At 55.4% G+C, this 17,183-nt stretch carries 14 protein-coding genes; 2 read left to right on the plus strand and 12 right to left on the minus strand.

Features of this window, described 5'->3' with window-relative positions; translation table 11 throughout:
• The first annotated feature begins 17 nt into the window (after positions 1 to 17).
• Positions 18 to 965, plus strand: coding sequence for a substrate-binding domain-containing protein (locus tag RMR16_RS21095; RefSeq protein WP_320197573.1), 948 nt, complete (start codon positions 18 to 20; stop codon positions 963 to 965).
• 56 nt (positions 966 to 1,021) lie between these two features.
• Here the strand turns inward: RMR16_RS21095 and RMR16_RS21100 are convergent, their stop codons facing one another.
• The 3 genes from RMR16_RS21100 to RMR16_RS21110 form a co-directional block, all read right to left on the minus strand.
• On the minus strand, positions 1,022 to 2,275 hold the full coding sequence (locus RMR16_RS21100) for an NAD(P)/FAD-dependent oxidoreductase (RefSeq protein ID WP_320197574.1): 1,254 nt from the start codon (positions 2,273 to 2,275) through the stop codon (positions 1,022 to 1,024).
• A 98-nt stretch (positions 2,276 to 2,373) separates the two neighbouring features.
• Positions 2,374 to 3,945, minus strand: a complete 1,572-nt coding sequence (locus RMR16_RS21105; protein ID WP_320197575.1) for a glycosyltransferase family 39 protein — start codon at positions 3,943 to 3,945, stop codon at positions 2,374 to 2,376.
• Positions 3,946 to 4,125: 180 nt separating this feature from the next.
• On the minus strand, positions 4,126 to 6,414 hold the full coding sequence (locus tag RMR16_RS21110; protein ID WP_320197576.1) for an NADP-dependent malic enzyme: 2,289 nt from the start codon (positions 6,412 to 6,414) through the stop codon (positions 4,126 to 4,128).
• Between the two features lie 328 nt (positions 6,415 to 6,742).
• Between RMR16_RS21110 and RMR16_RS21115 the strand changes: the two genes are divergently transcribed.
• Positions 6,743 to 8,173, plus strand: a complete 1,431-nt coding sequence (locus RMR16_RS21115) for a mannose-1-phosphate guanylyltransferase/mannose-6-phosphate isomerase (RefSeq protein WP_320197991.1) — start codon at positions 6,743 to 6,745, stop codon at positions 8,171 to 8,173.
• A 3-nt stretch (positions 8,174 to 8,176) separates the two neighbouring features.
• On the opposite strand, the gene RMR16_RS21120 is transcribed toward RMR16_RS21115, so the two are convergent.
• The 9 genes from RMR16_RS21120 to RMR16_RS21160 all read right to left on the minus strand — a co-directional run bounded on the left by RMR16_RS21120 (position 8,177) and on the right by RMR16_RS21160 (position 16,471).
• Positions 8,177 to 8,869, minus strand: coding sequence for a ParA family protein (locus tag RMR16_RS21120; RefSeq protein ID WP_320197577.1), 693 nt, complete (start codon positions 8,867 to 8,869; stop codon positions 8,177 to 8,179).
• A gap of 117 nt (positions 8,870 to 8,986) precedes the next feature.
• Positions 8,987 to 10,075, minus strand: a complete 1,089-nt coding sequence (locus tag RMR16_RS21125) for a protein-glutamate methylesterase/protein-glutamine glutaminase (protein ID WP_320197578.1) — start codon at positions 10,073 to 10,075, stop codon at positions 8,987 to 8,989.
• 9 nt (positions 10,076 to 10,084) lie between these two features.
• Entirely contained in the window at positions 10,085 to 10,948 is an 864-nt protein-coding gene (locus RMR16_RS21130; protein WP_320197579.1) for a CheR family methyltransferase, read from the minus strand.
• The gene (locus RMR16_RS21135) at positions 10,948 to 11,442 is read right to left on the minus strand and encodes a chemotaxis protein CheW (protein WP_320197580.1); all 495 of its coding nucleotides are present in this window, start codon (positions 11,440 to 11,442) and stop codon (positions 10,948 to 10,950) included. Before RMR16_RS21135 ends, RMR16_RS21130 begins: the two co-directional genes overlap by 1 nt.
• A gap of 3 nt (positions 11,443 to 11,445) precedes the next feature.
• A complete protein-coding gene (locus RMR16_RS21140) occupies positions 11,446 to 13,260 on the minus strand; it encodes a methyl-accepting chemotaxis protein (RefSeq protein WP_320197581.1) in 1,815 nt (604 codons plus the stop codon).
• A 1-nt stretch (position 13,261) separates the two neighbouring features.
• Positions 13,262 to 13,807: a chemotaxis protein CheW gene (locus RMR16_RS21145; RefSeq protein ID WP_320197582.1), complete on the minus strand. Its 546-nt coding sequence runs from the start codon at positions 13,805 to 13,807 to the stop codon at positions 13,262 to 13,264.
• Positions 13,804 to 15,795, minus strand: a complete 1,992-nt coding sequence (locus tag RMR16_RS21150) for a chemotaxis protein CheA (RefSeq protein WP_320197583.1) — start codon at positions 15,793 to 15,795, stop codon at positions 13,804 to 13,806. Before RMR16_RS21150 ends, RMR16_RS21145 begins: the two co-directional genes overlap by 4 nt.
• Positions 15,792 to 16,160 (minus strand): response regulator, encoded by a 369-nt coding sequence (locus RMR16_RS21155; RefSeq protein WP_320197584.1) that lies wholly within the window; start codon positions 16,158 to 16,160, stop codon positions 15,792 to 15,794. The genes RMR16_RS21150 and RMR16_RS21155 overlap by 4 nt, the downstream gene beginning before the upstream one ends.
• Entirely contained in the window at positions 16,157 to 16,471 is a 315-nt protein-coding gene (locus tag RMR16_RS21160) for an STAS domain-containing protein (RefSeq protein WP_320197585.1), read from the minus strand. Before RMR16_RS21160 ends, RMR16_RS21155 begins: the two co-directional genes overlap by 4 nt.
• Positions 16,472 to 17,183 lie beyond the last annotated feature (712 nt).

Genomic DNA, 17,183 nt, shown 5'->3' on the forward strand with positions numbered 1-17,183 from the left:
GTGTGGGAGGAAAACACATGCGAAAGAGACTGTTGGGAGTGGCTGTGGCGCTGGTGGCGCTGGCGGGGGCGGTGCAGGCACAGGATAAAAAGGTGACGATTGGCGTCTCCATTCCAGCCGCCGATCATGGCTGGACGGCTGGTGTGGTGTTTCACGCCGAGCGCGTGGCAAAGCTTCTGATGAAAGAACATCCGGGCCTCAACGTCATCGTCAAGACATCGCCGGATGCTGCGACGCAGGCCAACGCGGTACAGGATCTGGAAACACAGGGTATCGATGCCCTCGTCATCCTGCCATCCGACCCCGATCCCTTGGTCAACGCCATCAAGGAAGTGAAGGGCAAAGGCAAATTCGTGGCGCTCGTGGACCGTGCGCCGAGTGTGAATGACGATTCCGTTCGCGATCTTTACGTTGCAGGTAACAATCCTGCATTGGGTGAAGTTGCTGGCAAATACATCGCGGACAAAACACCGGATGCGCAGGTCGTTATCATTCGCGGTCTGCCGATCCCTATCGATCAGCAGCGTCAGGATGGCTTTGATAAAGGTATCGCCGGTTCCAAGGTAAAGGTTCTGGATCGCCAGTTCGGCAACTGGAACCGCGACGATGCCTTTAAGGTCATGCAGGATTATCTGACGAAATATCCGAAGATCGATGTCGTCTGGTGTCAGGATGACGACATGGCTGTCGGCGTTCTGCAAGCCATCGAGCAAGCCAAGCGCAACGACATTAAATATGTCGTTGCCGGTGCTGGGTCGAAGGACATGATCAAGAAGGTCATGGACGGCGACAAGCTTATTCCCGTTGACGTGCTTTACCCACCGTCGATGGTGGCAACAGCTATGCAGCTAACTGCTGCCAGCTTCTACGATCAGGTTCCCGTGCGTGGCACCTATATTCTGGATGCAACGCTGGTCACCAAGGATAACGCGAAGGACTTCTACTTCCCGGATTCCCCGTTCTGATATTGGAATATTGTGTTTAAGGCCCGCTCAAAAGGCGGGCCTTTTCCGTTTAGTACTCAGGAAAAACGGCTGGCGCGGAAGGGATCGACGGAGATCGTCGTTTCGGTGCCGCTCACAAGATCAGTGACCAGCCTTGCGGTTGCCGCAGACTGCGTCAGCCCTAAATGGCCGTGGCCGAAGGCGTAGATCACCGAGTTGCTGGCGCGGGATGGACCGATAACGGGCAGGCAATCCGGCATGGATGGCCGGAAGCCCATCCATTGTTTGCCGCCTTCGGTTTTCAATCCGGGCAGGAACTGACTGGCTTTTTTCAACAGCGCGTCAGAGCGACGGAAGTTCGGCGGCAGATCAAGACCACCCAATTCGACTGCACCACCAACGCGAATGCCGGACGACAGGGGTGTCACGACGAAAGCGTGGTCGTTGAAATAAAGCTGTCGTGTCAGATCGAAGGAGCCGACGGGTAAAGTCGTATTGTAGCCGCGTTCGGTTTCCAGCGGCACAGTATTGCCCAGCGACGTTGCCAGCGGCTTAGACCACGCACCTGTTGCAACAACCACCTTGTCAGCGTTGAGTTTCTCACCGCTTGTCAAAGTTACGATTGTGGTTTCACCCACTGTCTGGATTTGGCTGGCCTCGCCCTTGCGCAAAGTTGCACCGCGCGAGATGACGAGATTGGCAATTGCCTTGGTGAACTCGTAAGGATCACCAACCTGCAAACCGCCCGGCGTAAACATGGCGTGCTGGAACTTAGGTGCGAGACCCGGTTGCAAGCGCTCTACTTCTTCGCGGCCAATGCGCTCGAACGTAAAACCTGCCCGCCCTTTTTCTTCCCAGTCTTTGCTCGCGGCGTCGAAGCTGGTTTTGGTGTCGTAAAGATCGAGTGTTCCGGTATTGGAAATGTAGTGCGTAAGTTCGGGTATAGCGGCAACATGCTGCATCTCGCTGGCGGCAAGCTGATTCATCGCCGTCAGCACTTTCAGGCCATGCTGGAACTGACGAGGGGAACTCGCCGTCCAGAACCGCCAAAGCCAAGGTGCGATTTTCAGAGCATAGGCTGGCGGCACGCTGAGTGGGCCGAGCGGATCGATCAGCCATTTCGGCGCTTTTTTCATGATGCCCGGAGCGGGGATGGGGATGATTTCCGGAAACGCCAGAATGCCAGCATTGCCCGTGCTTGTGCCACCCGCAATCTCGCTGCGCTCAAGCAGGGTCACTGACTTGCCAGCATTCATGAGATAAAGAGCAGACATGACGCCAATAATGCCGGTGCCGATAACCAGGACATCGCATTTTTCTGAAGGGTTCATCACAAGCATCCCGAAGATTGATGGCTACTGGTATCATAGCTAAATGCAAACTGTCGACAAGAACGATGGTGGTGCCCGGTCAAGTTTCAGCTGGCTGTTTATTTTTTGATATTTGCGGGCCTTACGATTGCGTAATTGAAGCGGAGCTTCTTATTTTCAATGGGATAGTACAGGGGGACGTCGAATGTGGAGACCTGCACGTTTTGAACATCCGCCTTGATCTGGTCCTTAAGCCAAGCGGTCATTGATGCGACCTGATCGCCACCGCTGTCGCCCGTCCAGGCCATGACGATCGGGCGCTCATTGGACACGTTAAAGATGGGATCATAGTCGTCATACGTAACCGTTGCGACAGGCACATCCTTAAATACAAAACGCAAGTTTCCACCGGACGGCCAATTCGGTGTGATGATCACCGACGGCGAAATCTTCTCGTTCTCGACGATGTGGTTATGAAACGCTTGCCAATCGTAGTTGGAGCTTGATGCCCTTCCAGTGAGGGAAATAAAGGGTTGAGACGCCAGCAAGGCAATCGGAACAAGCACCATCATCACGAAAGGGATAGCCAAAAACCTGCCGACAAACTGATCCGTGTCGAACCCTCGCCCTTCCAGCAACAATGTCGCCAGAATGGGAAAAGGCATCAGCAAGGGCAGCAACCACCTGTCGCGGAGTTCTGTCATCGTCGTGATGAGAATGACGAGGATCATCAGCACGGCGATAGCCATAAAGTAATGGAAAAAGAAACGAAACCAGCTGCTTTCCGATGCTGGCGAGTGGGACTTTTCGCGCCGCGCCGTCAGCCAAAGCAACAGGGTCGGCGCCGTAATTATGATTGTCGATCCTGCAATGAAGCGACCAAGTCCACGCCCGATTTGGAGAAGCCTATTGTCTGGCGCATCTTCAGCCATTCGCTTCAAGGTCACATCGGATGCAAAACCGAGATTGTTGAACAGCCAGAAAACATGCGGCAGAAACACGATGAAAGCCGTAAGAATGGTCAGAAGAAAGCGACGGTCCAATATCCGCGTTCTACCCTGCGGGTGCATCCAGACTGCGAATAACAGCGCAGGCAGAATGAGCGCAAAATTGTATTTCGACAACATTCCAAGGCCTGCGGCCAAGCCCACCAGCAGATAACCGATGGTCGTCGGGCGCTGGATGAGCCTGATGCTGACATAAAGCATCGAAGCAAATGTCAGCATCAGCATTGCGGTGTGCGTGAGATCGCGCTGTGCCTGCCAGAAGACCTGCGGAATGACGTAAAGCGACAGAGCAGCGACGACAACCAAACGCTTGTCTCTCAGCACCAGCTCGGCTGTTTTGGTATAAACAGCGAATGTCAGAAACAATATGAAGTTTTTGGCAAAAGCCAATGTCGCCATTGAGGTGCCGAAAACGCTAAAAATTACGTGCTGATACCAGTTGTAGAGTGGTGGCTGGGCATCATAACCCAAAGCAAGCCATTGTGCGAAAAGCACTTGCTGTGCCTCATCGATGCGCAATGCAGGCGGTACAAGTTGGCGAACAATGGCTTGGACCAGAAAATACACACCAAACAGCGCAATCACTGCATTTGGATTTCCCGACAGGCACAATGAAAGCCTCTTGAAAAATCCCGCATTCGTCGCGTCCAGCGGCCTCGCTGCTGTGTTTCCCGAAATATCCATGCCCCGTCCATATCGCTCAAAGCGGCAGAATCGACCGTCACTGGTCTGATCGCGCTGACCAAACCAAACTATGTGGCCGAACCATGGATTTTAAGATGCCGTGCGAATTATCTTTCGAAGTTCACAGGATTGCACCTGTCATCGGGACGGACGCCCCTTTTGAAAAGGGGCGCCTTCCAATCAATAACCGGCGTTATAGGCCGCAATCGCCGCCATGTTGACGATGTCGCTGTCCTTCGCACCCATCGCCGTAATCTGCACGGACTTGTCGAGGCCGACGAGAAGCGGACCGATCACTGTCGCGCCACCCAGTTCCTGCAACATCTTGGTGGAAATCGAAGCGGAATGGATGGCTGGCATAACCAGCACATTGGCCGCACCGGACAAACGCGTAAACGGATACTGGCTCTGCATCTTGTGATGGTTGAGGGCGACATCTGCTGCCATCTCCCCGTCGACCTCGAAGTTCACGTTACGCTTGTCCAGAATGCGAACGGCTTCGCGCACCTTGTCGGAACGTTCACCAACTGGATGGCCGAAGGTGGAATAGGCAAGCATGGCAACACGCGGTTCGTAACCGAAACGACGTGCCAGACCGGCTGCTTCTTCGGCGATATCCGCCAGATCTTCAGCCGATGGCATGTCGTGAACCGCCGTGTCGGCAACAAAGACCGTGCGGTTGCGCGAAACCACCAGCGAGACGCCGATGACGCGATGGCCGGGCTTGGTGTTGATGCAACGGCGCACGTCTTCAAGTGCTGTCGAGTAATTACGCGTCGTGCCTGTCACCATCGCGTCCGCATCGCCCATCGCTACCATGCAGGCTGCGAAGTGGTTGCGGTCATTGTGAACAAGGCGCTGCACATCACGCAACAGGAAGCCTTTGCGTTGAAGGCGCGCATAGAGATAATCGATATAGGTATCCACACGCTCGGACAGGCGGGCATTGGTGATCTTGATGTTCGGGCGGTCAAGATCGATACCGGCGCGCTCGGCATTGGCCTTGATGATATCGTCACGGCCCAGCAGAATGGCCGTGCCAAGACCCTGCGAGGTGAAGGAAATGGCCGCGCGCATGACCTGTTCTTCTTCGGCCTCTGCGAAGACGACGCGCTTGGGAGAGCGACGTACGCGTTCATAAAGGCGCTGCGTTGTCGATGCCATGGGATCGCGTCGAGCCGAAAGCTCGCGGCCATAGGCTTCCAGATCGTCCAGCACGCGGCGCGCGACACCCGTTTCGATGGCGGCTTTGGCAACCGCAACCGGAATTGCGGAAATCAGGCGCGGATCGAACGGGACGGGAATGATGTATTGCGGCCCAAAGCGCGGGCGCACGCCTTGATAGGCAGCGGCAACATCGTCTGGCACGTCTTCGCGGGCAAGGTCGGCTAGCGCCTGTGCCGCAGCGATCTTCATCGCATCGTTGATCTGGCTGGCACGGACATCCAGCGCGCCGCGGAAGATGTAGGGGAAGCCGAGAACGTTGTTGACCTGGTTTGGATAATCGGACCGGCCGGTTGCCATGATGGCGTCGTCGCGAATACGGGCCACTTCTTCCGGCGTGATTTCCGGATCAGGGTTTGCCATCGCGAAAATGATCGGGCGTGGCGCCATGGAGCGGATCATCTCTTCGCTGAACGCACCCTTCTGCGAAAGGCCGAATACAACGTCCGCACCCTTCATGGCTTCCACCAGTGTCCGATTGTCGGTTTTCACCGCGTGCGCCGACTTCCACTGGTTCATGCCCTCGGTGCGGCCCTGATAGATGACGCCCTTGGTATCACAGAGCGTGATATTGGCAGGATTGAAACCCATGGCTTTGATCAGGTCCATGCACGCAATTGCGGCAGCACCTGCGCCGTTACAGACAAGCTTGGTCGTTTTGAAATCACGGCCCGTCAGGGCGATGGCGTTGATCAGACCCGCCGCCGCGATGATCGCGGTGCCGTGCTGGTCGTCATGGAAAACCGGAATATCCATAAGCTCACGCAAGCGGCTTTCAATGATGAAACATTCCGGCGCCTTGATATCTTCCAGATTAATGCCGCCGAAAGAGGGGCCGAGATAGCGCACGCAGTTGATGAACTCGTCTGCATCTTCCGTATCGACTTCCAGATCGATGGAATCCACATCGGCAAAACGTTTGAACAGAACGGATTTGCCCTCCATGACCGGCTTCGACGCCAAAGCGCCGAGATTGCCAAGGCCAAGGATGGCCGTGCCGTTGGAAATAACCGCGACCATGTTGCCACGGGTGGTGTAGTCGTAGGCGGCATCCGGGTTTTCAGCAATGGCCTTTACCGGAACGGCAACGCCTGGAGAATAGGCGAGTGAAAGATCGCGCTGGGTGGCCATGGGTTTGGTCGGCGTGATTTCCAGCTTGCCCGGACGACCTTGGGAGTGAAAGTCCAGAGCCTCCTGGTCTGTCACCGAAGTCTTGCCGGTTGCGGATTTAACGGTCTCGGACATGTCCCCCACCCTTTTCTCGTTGATTGCAAAATGGTGGTCGTTGTTATGGTATTTTTTATGAGACTGCCAAGCGTTGAGTGCCAATCATATCGATAAATCGAAAGATACATGGGTCTTGCGAACGCTTCAATCGATTAGGCGTTCGGAAAACTTCGGAACCCTGCGCCCTTTGCGCCGTTGGGGACTGTGTCTGGTCGTTTTGCTTGCAAAGTTTCAAGCCATAAACGGTTGTGATCTGACGATGATACGACCTTGGCAGATGTGTTCACACATGGTTTGTTGATAGCCGTCAGAATGATATGAAATTGGAATTGGAAGGGTGAAATACGTGATCGAGCAGGTTAGAAAGATTATCCCCGTACTTCTCGCAGGCGGGGCAGGGTCGAGACTATGGCCGGTATCACGCGATCAATTGCCAAAGCAGTTTCAGCCGCTCGTCGGAAGCCTTTCCACCTATCAGCAAACATTGCAGCGTGTGAGTGACGCAGCGCTCTATGCTGAGCCGCTTGTCATTACCAACGAAGACTTTCGTTTCTTTGCGCGCAGACAGGCAGAAGAAGTCGACATAATCGCGACCGTGGTGCTGGAACCCGCCCGCCGCGACAGCGCCGCTGCGATGGCCGCTGCCGCCGTGCTGGCAGAACGTCGTGAAGCGGGTTCGCTCGTTCTCGCGCTCGCCGCAGACCACGTCGTTCTGGACAATGATCGTTTTTCCGATGCCGTAAAGCTGGGTGCGGAGGCTGCGGAGCAGGGCAATATCGTGGTTTTCGGCCTCACACCCACAGAGCCGCGCACCTCCTATGGCTACATCAATCCTGGTGAACCGATTAACGGCAACGAAGACCTCTGTGTCGTTGAGGCATTCGTTGAAAAGCCGGATGAAGAAACGGCCATTTCTTATGTCGAGAAGGGTTATCTCTGGAACTCCGGTAATTTTCTGTTCCGCTCCGATGTGATGATCGCGGAGCTGGCGGCACATGCGCCGGAGATTCTGGAAGCCGTGACCCGTTCTGTCGATGAGCAGGAAAGCGATCTGGGTTTCGTGCGTCTGCATAAAGAGAGCTTCGAAGCTTCTCCAAAAAATTCGATTGATTATGCGGTGATTGAAAATACCAAGCGCATGGCGGTGGTTCGTGGCCATTTCCGTTGGTCGGACATTGGCAGCTGGGACGCGATCTGGGAAATTGCTGACAAGCAGGAAAACGGCAACGCCGTTGAGGGGCAGGGCATATTTGTCGATTCAGAAGGGTGCCTGATCCATTCCAACAGTATCTTGACCACGGTTGTCGGCGCGAAAGATCTGGTCGTGGTGGCAACGAAAGACGCCGTTCTGGTCACCCCAAGAGATCGCGTCCAGAGCGTCAAAGGACTGGTCGAGGCCTTGAAGGATAGCGACCATATTCACAAGACCGAGATACACCGACGCGCTTATCGTCCCTGGGGCCATATAGAGCAGACGGATTCAGGCCAGCGATATCGTGTTAGTCATCTCAAGGTCGAGCCGGGCCACAGAATATCCCTGCAACAACACTACCACCGCTCCGAGCACTGGATTGTGGTGCGTGGAACAGCCACGGTAACGATTGACGATCAAACGCGCCTGCTGACGGAAAACGAATCCATCTACATCCCGCTTGGCAAACCACATCGGCTTGCCAATGAAGGACAAATTCCTCTGGAACTGATCGAAATCCAGACGGGGTCGTATTTTGGAGACGACGATATCATTCGCTTGCAGGACGACTATAAGCGTTCGTGAGGTTTATGCCGCGGTTGAATAGCGTGCTGCGGATTGCACGGGCAGCAATCTTAAAACTTCCTCGGCAAAGGCGTTTGCATTGTGCAGCGCCTTGTCGAGATTGCTGACCTGTGATGGGCTCATCATGTTGAGATAACCGCTGAAATCGAACATGTCGCGAAAAGCGGCGCGTTCGATGATTGGCGTGTCCAGCACATGGACATTGCGTTTCGCGAGAAGCGCTTTTGCCGAGATAAGCGCGCGTGTCGTCACCATGGAATTGACGCGCGACAGCACGACCGAGTGCGGAATTTTGATCGAGGCGCGATCGTCCAGATAACGAAGCAGTTCCAGAACCTGTGCACCGCCTTGCGCATCCATCGTGCTGCCCTGAACCGGTATCAATACATGGTTGGACAGACCGACCGCCGTAGCCAGAAGCGGCGATTGGGCGCCGGGAAGATCGATGATGACGTGGTCGAATTTTTTGCGGTTATCCAGCACATGGTGCTGAAGGCTGGATGCGGAGACGTAGGTAATGACGGACAGATCAACACGGTGATCCGCTGCCTCACGCCATTTGGAAAGCCAGCGCTGCGGGTCGGTATCGATGACGCAAATCTTCAGTCCACGCCGCGAAAGCTCGGATGCCAGCAACAGAACCGCCGTCGTCTTGCCTGCTCCGCCTTTTGTATTTGCAAAGGTAATGACCGCCATAATGGACCCGACAAGAGTTGGAGGCGATCATCGCTTCGGTGACGCACCGCAATCATGGCGCGTCCCAATCATTAAACATTATGGTTAACAGTTGCTTAATAAATGACGATTCGCTTTTTATCGGCGACGGTCTTCTGCCAGAATTTCGCGGGCGATATGGTCCAGCGACAGGACTTTATCGACACCCCCGTGGGCAATTGCTTCCTTGGGCATACCGAAGACAATGGATGACGCTTCATCCTGAGCCACGGTAAATGCGCCAGCCTGGTGCATTTCCAGCATTCCGCGTGCACCATCATCACCCATTCCTGTCATGATAACGCCCATGGCGTTCGAGCCTGCCGAACGGGCTGCGGAGCGAAACAAGACATCAACGGATGGGCGGTGGCGGGACACCAGCGGACCAGTGCGGACGGAAACCTGATAGCGCGCGCCTTGGCGTTCCAGAAGCGTATGTTTGTCACCCGGCGCAATCAGGACGTGTCCGCGCAGCACAGGATCGCCATCCTCCGCCTCCTTGATCTCGACCTCGCAAAGTGTATTCAACCGTCTGGCAAATGCTGCGGTAAACTTCTCCGGCATATGCTGAACGATGACGATGCCGGGGGAGTTTGCTGGCAATTTCTCCAGCATTTCGCGCAATGCTTCGGTGCCGCCTGTCGACGCTCCGACGCAGACCACCATCTCCGTTGTGCGCGCCATTGCCTTGCCGGATGGCGGTGGCAGAACGGCGTCTGCCGTCAATCGCGCCTGTGGCCCGCTTGCGGATGCAGAGCGTGCACCTGGTCTGATGCCTTTTACCCGCGCGTGTGCGGCGCTTTTGACGACCTCGCAGATGCGCAACGCCGAATCTGCCAGATGATCGGCAGCGCCAATGCGGGGTTTGAGAATAATATCGACTGCACCTGCTTCCAGCGCCTGAAGCAAAGTCTCTGAACCCGCTTCCGTCAATGATGAGCACATCACCACGGGTATGGGATGTTGCGACATGATTTTGCGCAGAAACGTGATGCCGTCCATACGCGGCATTTCCACGTCCAGCGTTATGACATCCGGCATTTCTTCCTGAATCTTTTTCGCAGCCATGAAGGGATCGGACGCAACGCCGATCACCTCAATGGCCGGATCAGACTGCAGCACTGCGGTCAGCGTTTGGCGGACGCTGGCGGAGTCATCGACAATCAGAACGCGTGTCTTCTTCACCATAAGGAACCGTTACTGTTTCATGAATACCGTGTTGGCAACCTGTTTGACGGGCAGATTGATACCCGTCACCGTTTCCGAGTGGCCGATCAGAAGATATCCACCGGGCATCAGACATTTGCAGAGTTGCGTCAACACATGCGCCTGCGTTTTCTTGTCGAAATAGATCAGCACGTTGCGGCAGAAAATAATCTGGTAGAGGTCGCCGACACTATAGGTGGGGTCCATCAGATTGAGCCTTGCATAACCGACTTTCGCGCGCAGCTTCGGTGTTATACGGACCTCGTCGCGTCGTTTGTCTTTCGCCTGCATGACGTATTTTCGTGCCAGATCAGCGGGGACAGGCTCAACCAGATCCCTTGAATAGATTCCGCTATGGGCCTTTTTCAGAACGTCCGTGGAAAGGTCCGTGGCAAGAATGCTGAAGTCCGAGATCACTTTTTTCTCGACGGCTTCGGCCATAACCATGGCCATGGTGTAGGGTTCCGCACCTGTAGAGCACGCAGAACTCCAGGTTCGAACACGTTTGTGCCCCTTTGCCGCCAAAGTGGGCAATGCCACCTTTTCCATGAATTCGAAATGGTTGGGTTCCCGAAAGAAGTCTGTCTTGTTGGTCGTGACGACGTCGATCAGGAAAATCGTTTCGGTGTCCATGCCGCCGTGTCGAAAAAGAAAATCGCAATAGGAGCTGAACGTTGGATGACCCGTGGCGCGCAAGCGTTTGCGCAACCTTCCCTCGAGCATGGAGCGCTTCGAATCCGGCATCTTGATGCCGCAATAATTATAGATGAATTCCGACAGCTGACGGAAATCGCGCGTGCTCAAACTATCATCGAAGGTCGTATAAGCGGGTGCATTCAACGGTCTCAACTCCATTACGCGGCGCGAACCGGGTCATTTTTGACTTGGATCAGGCTCCCCGCTTCATGGGAAAAGAGCTCCGCGAGGTCGATGATGACGACAAAATCACCCTCTCGGCGCACGACGCCAGCGATGTAGCTGGAATTCCAGCGAACACCGATATCCGGCGCCGTTTCGATGTTCTCGCGGCTGAAAGGTGTGACTTCGAACACCTTGTCAGCAACGAGGCCCAGTGCCAGAAGCTTTTCGCCAATGGGAATGTCCAGAACCAAGATACGAGTGTGCGGTGTCTTCACCGTTCTGCTCATGCCCAAGCGCAAGCGCAGATCGATGACCGGAACGCCTTGGCCGCGCACATCCCTGAGACCCAGCAGGTAATCCGGCCCGTGAGGAATTTTGAACGCCTCTTCGTGGTCGAGAATTTCGCGCACGACATCGACGGGAACGGCGAAGACCTCCTCTCCAAGACTGAATGTGACAAACTGGGTATCAGAAGATGTGCTCGCCATGGTTTACGCGCTTTCCCGGAAATCCGCGTCGCTTGCGTCAGGTCCGCCCATGGACATGTCCAGTGCAAAGCCCTTGGCGCGTGCCTGCTGGCTGGCAATGGAATTGTCTGTTGTCGGACGGCGGGCTGGTGCGGCTTTATGGGCTGCATGGGCGACAGGTGCCTGTCGCACGGGTGCACGAACATTGGCCGGAGCATGGCTTGTACCAGCGCGGTCCACCTTGAAGAAAGCAATGCTTGCCTGAAGCTCTTCGGCCTGTGCGGCCAGTTCTTCAGATGTTGCAGACATTTCTTCCGACGCGCCGGAGTTCTGCTGCGTAACCTTGTCCAGTTGCTGAATTGCTTCATTGATCTGGCTTGCGCCGATGTCCTGCTCGCGGCAAGCGGCGGAGATTTCCGACACCAGTTCGGCCGTCTTGCGGATATCGGGAACCAGACGGTTCAGCATTTCGCCGGCTTCGGTGGCAACCTGAACTGTTTCGCCAGAGAGCGACGAGATTTCGGCAGCAGCAGCCTGGCTGCGTTCTGCAAGCTTGCGCACTTCAGACGCAACAACCGCAAAGCCCTTGCCATGTTCACCGGCACGCGCTGCTTCCACAGCGGCGTTCAGGGCCAGGAGATCGGTCTGACGAGCGATTTCCTGAACGATCGAAATTTTCTGTGCAATGGTCCGCATGGCAACTACGGCACGACCCACGGCAGCACCACTGGCTTCTGCATCCGTCGAAGACTGGCGGGCGATCTTTTCTGTCTGGGCGGCGTTGTCGGCGTTCTGCTTGATGTTGGCTGCCATCTGCTCCATCGAAGCGGATGCTTCTTCGGCAGACGAAGCCTGTTCCGTCGCACCTTGCGAAAGCTGTTCGGAGCTTGCGGACAGTTCCTGGCTGCCGGAAGAGACGTTGTCGGCTGCGGCAAGCGCATCGGCAACCACGCCACGAAGACGCTCCACCATGCGCTGGAGAGAGATGCCCAGCGTATCCTTGTCTGAAAGCGGTCTTGGTGTGATGGTCAGATTGCCATCGGCGATTTCGTTGGCGACGCTGGCGGTCGTGCGCAGATTGCCGGTCATGACGTTGATACGATTGACCAGATCTTTGATTTCGTCATTGCTCTTGATGTCGACGTCCTGATCCAGATCGCCCACAGACACAGCCTCGGCGACCGTCATGATCTTGCGCAGGCCGCTGCTGATGCCGATCGCAATCCAGAGTGCCGTGGCAACAGCAATGAGTACCGCGATGATGGAGGCGGAAATCAGCAGCAAGCGGGTCTGCTCGTAGTCGTGGCTTGCCGCCTGTTTGGCCTCTTCCAGACGTGCCCGGTTCATCTGGACACCTTCATTGAGCTTCTGTGTCAGAGCGTTTGCCGCTGCGCGTCCTTCGCCGGACGAATAGGCTGCGGCGGCAGGTGTATTGCCGTCATTCACATATTGCCGTACGCGGTCGTCGCTGTCTTCGAAGGTCTTGGCAATGGTCAGCAGTTCGGTCCAGAAGCCGCGGGTCTGCGCGCTGGCAGTCGCGTTCATGTCCTGCACCATCACATTCAGTTGCGCGCGGCTTTCATCGCCGGTTTTTTTGATGGTGTCGCGTTCCGCTGGCGTTGTCGCCAGAATGAAGTTTTTCTGCGCACGCACGGTCACGAGCGACAACGCATTCATCTGGTGAACTTTGTCGAGGCGGACCACCGTTCCTTCCACGACTTCATCCATTGCGTCTTTCGCAAGACCGAGGCTGTAAATACCGTAACCCGCGGTTCCGGCCAGCATCACGATCAGAAATCCGAACGCGACGGCCAGTTTCATCTTTATTGTAAATCGCATGTCAAAATTCCTTGGAGAGTTCGATGACGTTGTTTCGAGACAGGTTTTTGGAGGACGGCGTGTCCCGCTGAGCAGTAAAAATAGCGATGAGATTCGGCATGATGACGAATTGCGCGCCACGCTTTATGAGGCAGTGAATGTAATCCGGTCTCCACCGCATACCGATGCTGGGTGGTGGTTCACTGGCCGACTTGGAGAAGTTCGTAACCTCGTAAACCTTGTCCGTGCGCAAGCCGATCAGCGTTCGCTCCCCTTCGAGCGGAAGCTCGATGACGATGATCCGGCTGTCGATGGTTTTTTCCGCAGCACCCATGCCGAAGGCGAGGCGAATGTCTGCCAGCGGAATGACCTTGCCGCGAAAATTGATGACGCTGGCAACGAATGGCTTGGCGCCAGGAACGGCGGTTTCCGGCAGAAGATCGACGATTTCCTGAACACGGATGGCCTCGATTGCGAAGGTTTCACCCTCGATGCTGAAGGTCAGAACTTCGAGATCATTGTGGTCGCCCCACAAGTCGTCTGTTTGTTTCAAAAGCGGCTGGTTCATCCGGCAATACGCATCTGCGCCTCCTGCTGCTGTCCCGCCGTCACCAGGTGCCCGACATCGAGGATGAGAGCGACACTGCCATCGCCGAGGATTGTGGCACCGGAGAACGTCGCAACATCATGGTGCAGTTTCGACATGGCCTTGATGACGGTCTGGTGGTCGCCGATGATCTGATCGACGACGAGGCCGACCCGTTCCGTGCCGGTGGAGATGACCACCACTTTCTGATACTGATCGGGCTTGGTTCCGGTGTGGAAGAGCTCGCGCAGACGGATGAATGGAACGAGGCTTTCGCGCAGCGAGATGAATGAGCGGCCGCGTGATTTGACATCGTCTTCGGGCGAAAGCTCAAGGCATTCTTCGACGGCAGCCAGCGGAATGACGTAGCAACCTGTGCCGACACGCACCAACAATCCATCGATGATCGCAAGCGTCAGCGGAATGGCAAGGGTGATTTCGGACCCTAGGCCGGGTTTGCTGGTCACGTTGATGGTGCCGCGAAGCGCTTCGATTGTCTTCTTCACCACGTCCATGCCAACACCACGGCCAGACAGGTTGGTGACTTGGGCCGCCGTGGAGAAACCCGGCTCGAAAATCATCTGCAACAGATCCTGATCGGACAGCACTGCACCCGGTGCAACAAGACCGGAGGACTCTGCCTTGGCACGAACCCGTTCACGGTCAATGCCGCGACCGTCATCACGAATAGTGATGGTGACATCGCCGCCAGTCTGGCGCGCAATCAGGGTGACATGACCCGCCGGGTCTTTGCCTGCGGCAATACGTTCTGCCGGGGTTTCAAGGCCGTGGTCGCAGGAATTTCGAACAAGGTGGACCAAAGGATCGGCCAGTCGCTCGATAACGGCCTTATCAACCTCGGTGCTTTCACCCTCTGTCATCAGTTCGATCTGCTTGCCGGTTTCCCGCGCAAGGTCATGGGTCAGGCGACGGAAGCGGCTGAAAAGCTGGGCAATCGGCACCATGCGAAGCACCATCATGGTATCGCGCAGTTCCCCGGACAGGCGCTCTACATCTTCGGAAACCGAGCGAAGCTGAATATCGACACTGGTATTGGCAAGCTGAGAAAGGCGCGATTGCGCGATGACGAGTTCGCCGACCCGGTCCATCAATTCATCAAGGCGTTCGGCCGGGACACGGACATTTTCCGCACTTTTGTTCTGCACACCATCGTTTGCGGCCTGTGTTGCCGCAGGATTTGCTTTCGCTGCTTCCTCTATCGGTGAGGGAGGCGGTACGATGTCGACAGAGGCGGCTTGCTGGTCTGAAAGTTTTTTGACGTCGATTTCCATATCGTCCATGACGAAGATGAAAACGTCATCAATGGCCGAGCGCGGCTGATCGGTTGTCAGCGTAATCGACCATGAGAGATAAAGATTGGTTGGATCGATGGTGTCGAGGGGTGGGATTGCTGTCGTATTCGCGGCAATCGTGCACTCACCCAACTCGTCCAGTTCATCCAGAAGGCCCAACGGGTTGGTGCCATTGGCCATGGCATTTGCTGGCAGGCTGAAGTTGATCTGCCATGTTGCTGTCGCGGGTTCGTCGAGCTTTACGGTCGCTGTCGGCTGCGTATGGTGTTGCGGCGCGCTTGCGCCGGTTCCAACTGCGGCCTGCAACTTGGCCAGTAGACGGTCTCCCGTTTCAGGAAACGCCGTTGCGGGATTATCAACGAGGCGTCGCATGTGGTCCTGCGCTTCAAGCACGGCTGCGATCAGCTCGCTGCTGGCAGGGACTTCACCTTTGCGCACGCGGTCGAATGCGGTTTCGCAATGGTGCGTGAAAGCTGCCAGTGCTTCGAAACCAAACATGGCACCGGACCCCTTGAGGGTATGCAGGCCGCGAAAAACGGCGTCGATCTGCCCTTGATTGGACAGATCATGCAACAGATCCAGCAGGCCGCTTTCGATCTGCTCGAAAAGCTCCCCTGCTTCTGTTCTGAAAACCTGAACGGGGTCCATTAATGTCATCTACCAAGAACCTTCTTGACGATTTTGACCAGATGTTCTGGATCGAACGGTTTGGTGATCCAGCCCGTGGCACCAGCGGATTTCGCCCGCGCCTTCATGTCTGCATCGGATTCCGTGGTCAGGAAGATGATCGGAATGCCGGTATGGGCAGGCGATTGGCGCAGCGCCTCGATCATTTCCAGCCCGTTCATGTTGGGCATGTTCAGATCGGTAACGATCAGGTCGAAGGGACCGCCTTTTGCCTTGGTCAGACCATCAGCGCCATCGACCGCCTCCGTCACCTGATAGCCTGCATTCGTCAGGGCGATTTTTGTCGTCATTCGGATGCTTGCAGAATCGTCGACGGTGAGAATGTTGGCGCTCATTGAATTTCCTTTCCGTGCAGCCAGAAGAGGCGAGACGCCTCATCCATGGTCGTGAGAAAACCGCCGCGCCGCAGCGTCTCAAGGACGCCCGGTGAAGCCGGTTTCGTGAGTGTGATGTATTTGCCCTCGGTGCGGGCATAGAGCCGCGATGCCTCTATCAGCTGAATGAAACTCAAATCAGCCTGGGCATCGTCCGGGATATCGAGAGTGATCGCCTTGTTGTCTTTAAGGGCGGCAAGCAGGCTTTCGTGGACAGAGGTTATGCCACGTATGAAAAGCGAGGAAGGGAGAGTGAGTGTCTCTGGTGTCATCAGTTTTCCTAAATTGCCTGGACTGCCGTTGAAGTTGTCGCCCTCAGTGACGGATATTTGATCGAATTGGCTTCTGAAGCTCGACCGCCCACCCATCGCAAACGGATGCGCTGGATACTTGCCAATACTTGGAAACTCGGTGTTGGATCGTTGTGCCACGACCGAAACGAAATGCAGTTTCGTGGGCAAAAATTGCAGACGTGCCAGTGTCTACCAGTACAAGTCTCACAACATACTCCAGTTATAGTCACAAATAGACATAGCTTCGCTGTCTCCGCGAACCGGGCAAGCGTCCAAATCAATGCATTTTGGAAATACGGGCTGGCGTCATGCAGCCCGTCACAACAGAAGGCGCATATCCGACAAAAACGTCGCTATATGCTTTGCCTGCCTATCATATTAGCTAATTGGTATGCGGGATTGGTTAATCCAGAGTTAACTGAGGTTGCGATTAATCGTTGATATTTTAAGAGTTGTGGCAATTCTGCCTTAATCACGCAAGAGTGACCCTATTACGTTTTTCTGCTACCCTAAATATACGTTGTTCGAATGTAAGTTGTTCATGTCGATTCAAGTTCAGAGAAATTTTCACGTCGGCATTCGAAAACTGAGATGGTGCCGGAGTTTCGTCAAAACGACGCTATGTCTCAGATGTCTGGCTATCAACCGGCGTTCATCGGGCAAAAATTCAACGACAAGCATTTTTCCTGAA

It is taken from the genome of Agrobacterium sp. rho-13.3 (assembly GCF_033957765.2).
In the GTDB taxonomy this organism is placed as follows: Bacteria; Pseudomonadota; Alphaproteobacteria; order Rhizobiales; family Rhizobiaceae; genus Agrobacterium.

Bases quoted from the DNA above. Each gene is read 5' to 3' on its own strand.
- RMR16_RS21145 (WP_320197582.1), bottom strand. From the start codon at position 13,807: ATGAACCAGCCGCTTTTGAAACAAACAGACGACTTGTGGGGCGACCAC.
- RMR16_RS21140 (WP_320197581.1), bottom strand. From the start codon at position 13,260: ATGCGATTTACAATAAAGATGAAACTGGCCGTCGCGTTCGGATTTCTG.
- RMR16_RS21100 (WP_320197574.1), bottom strand. From the start codon at position 2,275: ATGAACCCTTCAGAAAAATGCGATGTCCTGGTTATCGGCACCGGCATT.
- RMR16_RS21150 (WP_320197583.1), bottom strand. From the start codon at position 15,795: ATGACATTAATGGACCCCGTTCAGGTTTTCAGAACAGAAGCAGGGGAG.
- RMR16_RS21135 (WP_320197580.1), bottom strand. From the start codon at position 11,442: ATGGCGAGCACATCTTCTGATACCCAGTTTGTCACATTCAGTCTTGGA.
- RMR16_RS21110 (WP_320197576.1), bottom strand. From the start codon at position 6,414: ATGTCCGAGACCGTTAAATCCGCAACCGGCAAGACTTCGGTGACAGAC.
- RMR16_RS21120 (WP_320197577.1), bottom strand. From the start codon at position 8,869: ATGGCGGTCATTACCTTTGCAAATACAAAAGGCGGAGCAGGCAAGACG.
- RMR16_RS21095 (WP_320197573.1), top strand. From the start codon at position 18: ATGCGAAAGAGACTGTTGGGAGTGGCTGTGGCGCTGGTGGCGCTGGCG.
- RMR16_RS21105 (WP_320197575.1), bottom strand. From the start codon at position 3,945: ATGGATATTTCGGGAAACACAGCAGCGAGGCCGCTGGACGCGACGAAT.
- RMR16_RS21125 (WP_320197578.1), bottom strand. From the start codon at position 10,075: ATGGTGAAGAAGACACGCGTTCTGATTGTCGATGACTCCGCCAGCGTC.
- RMR16_RS21160 (WP_320197585.1), bottom strand. From the start codon at position 16,471: ATGACACCAGAGACACTCACTCTCCCTTCCTCGCTTTTCATACGTGGC.
- RMR16_RS21155 (WP_320197584.1), bottom strand. From the start codon at position 16,160: ATGAGCGCCAACATTCTCACCGTCGACGATTCTGCAAGCATCCGAATG.
- RMR16_RS21130 (WP_320197579.1), bottom strand. From the start codon at position 10,948: ATGGAGTTGAGACCGTTGAATGCACCCGCTTATACGACCTTCGATGAT.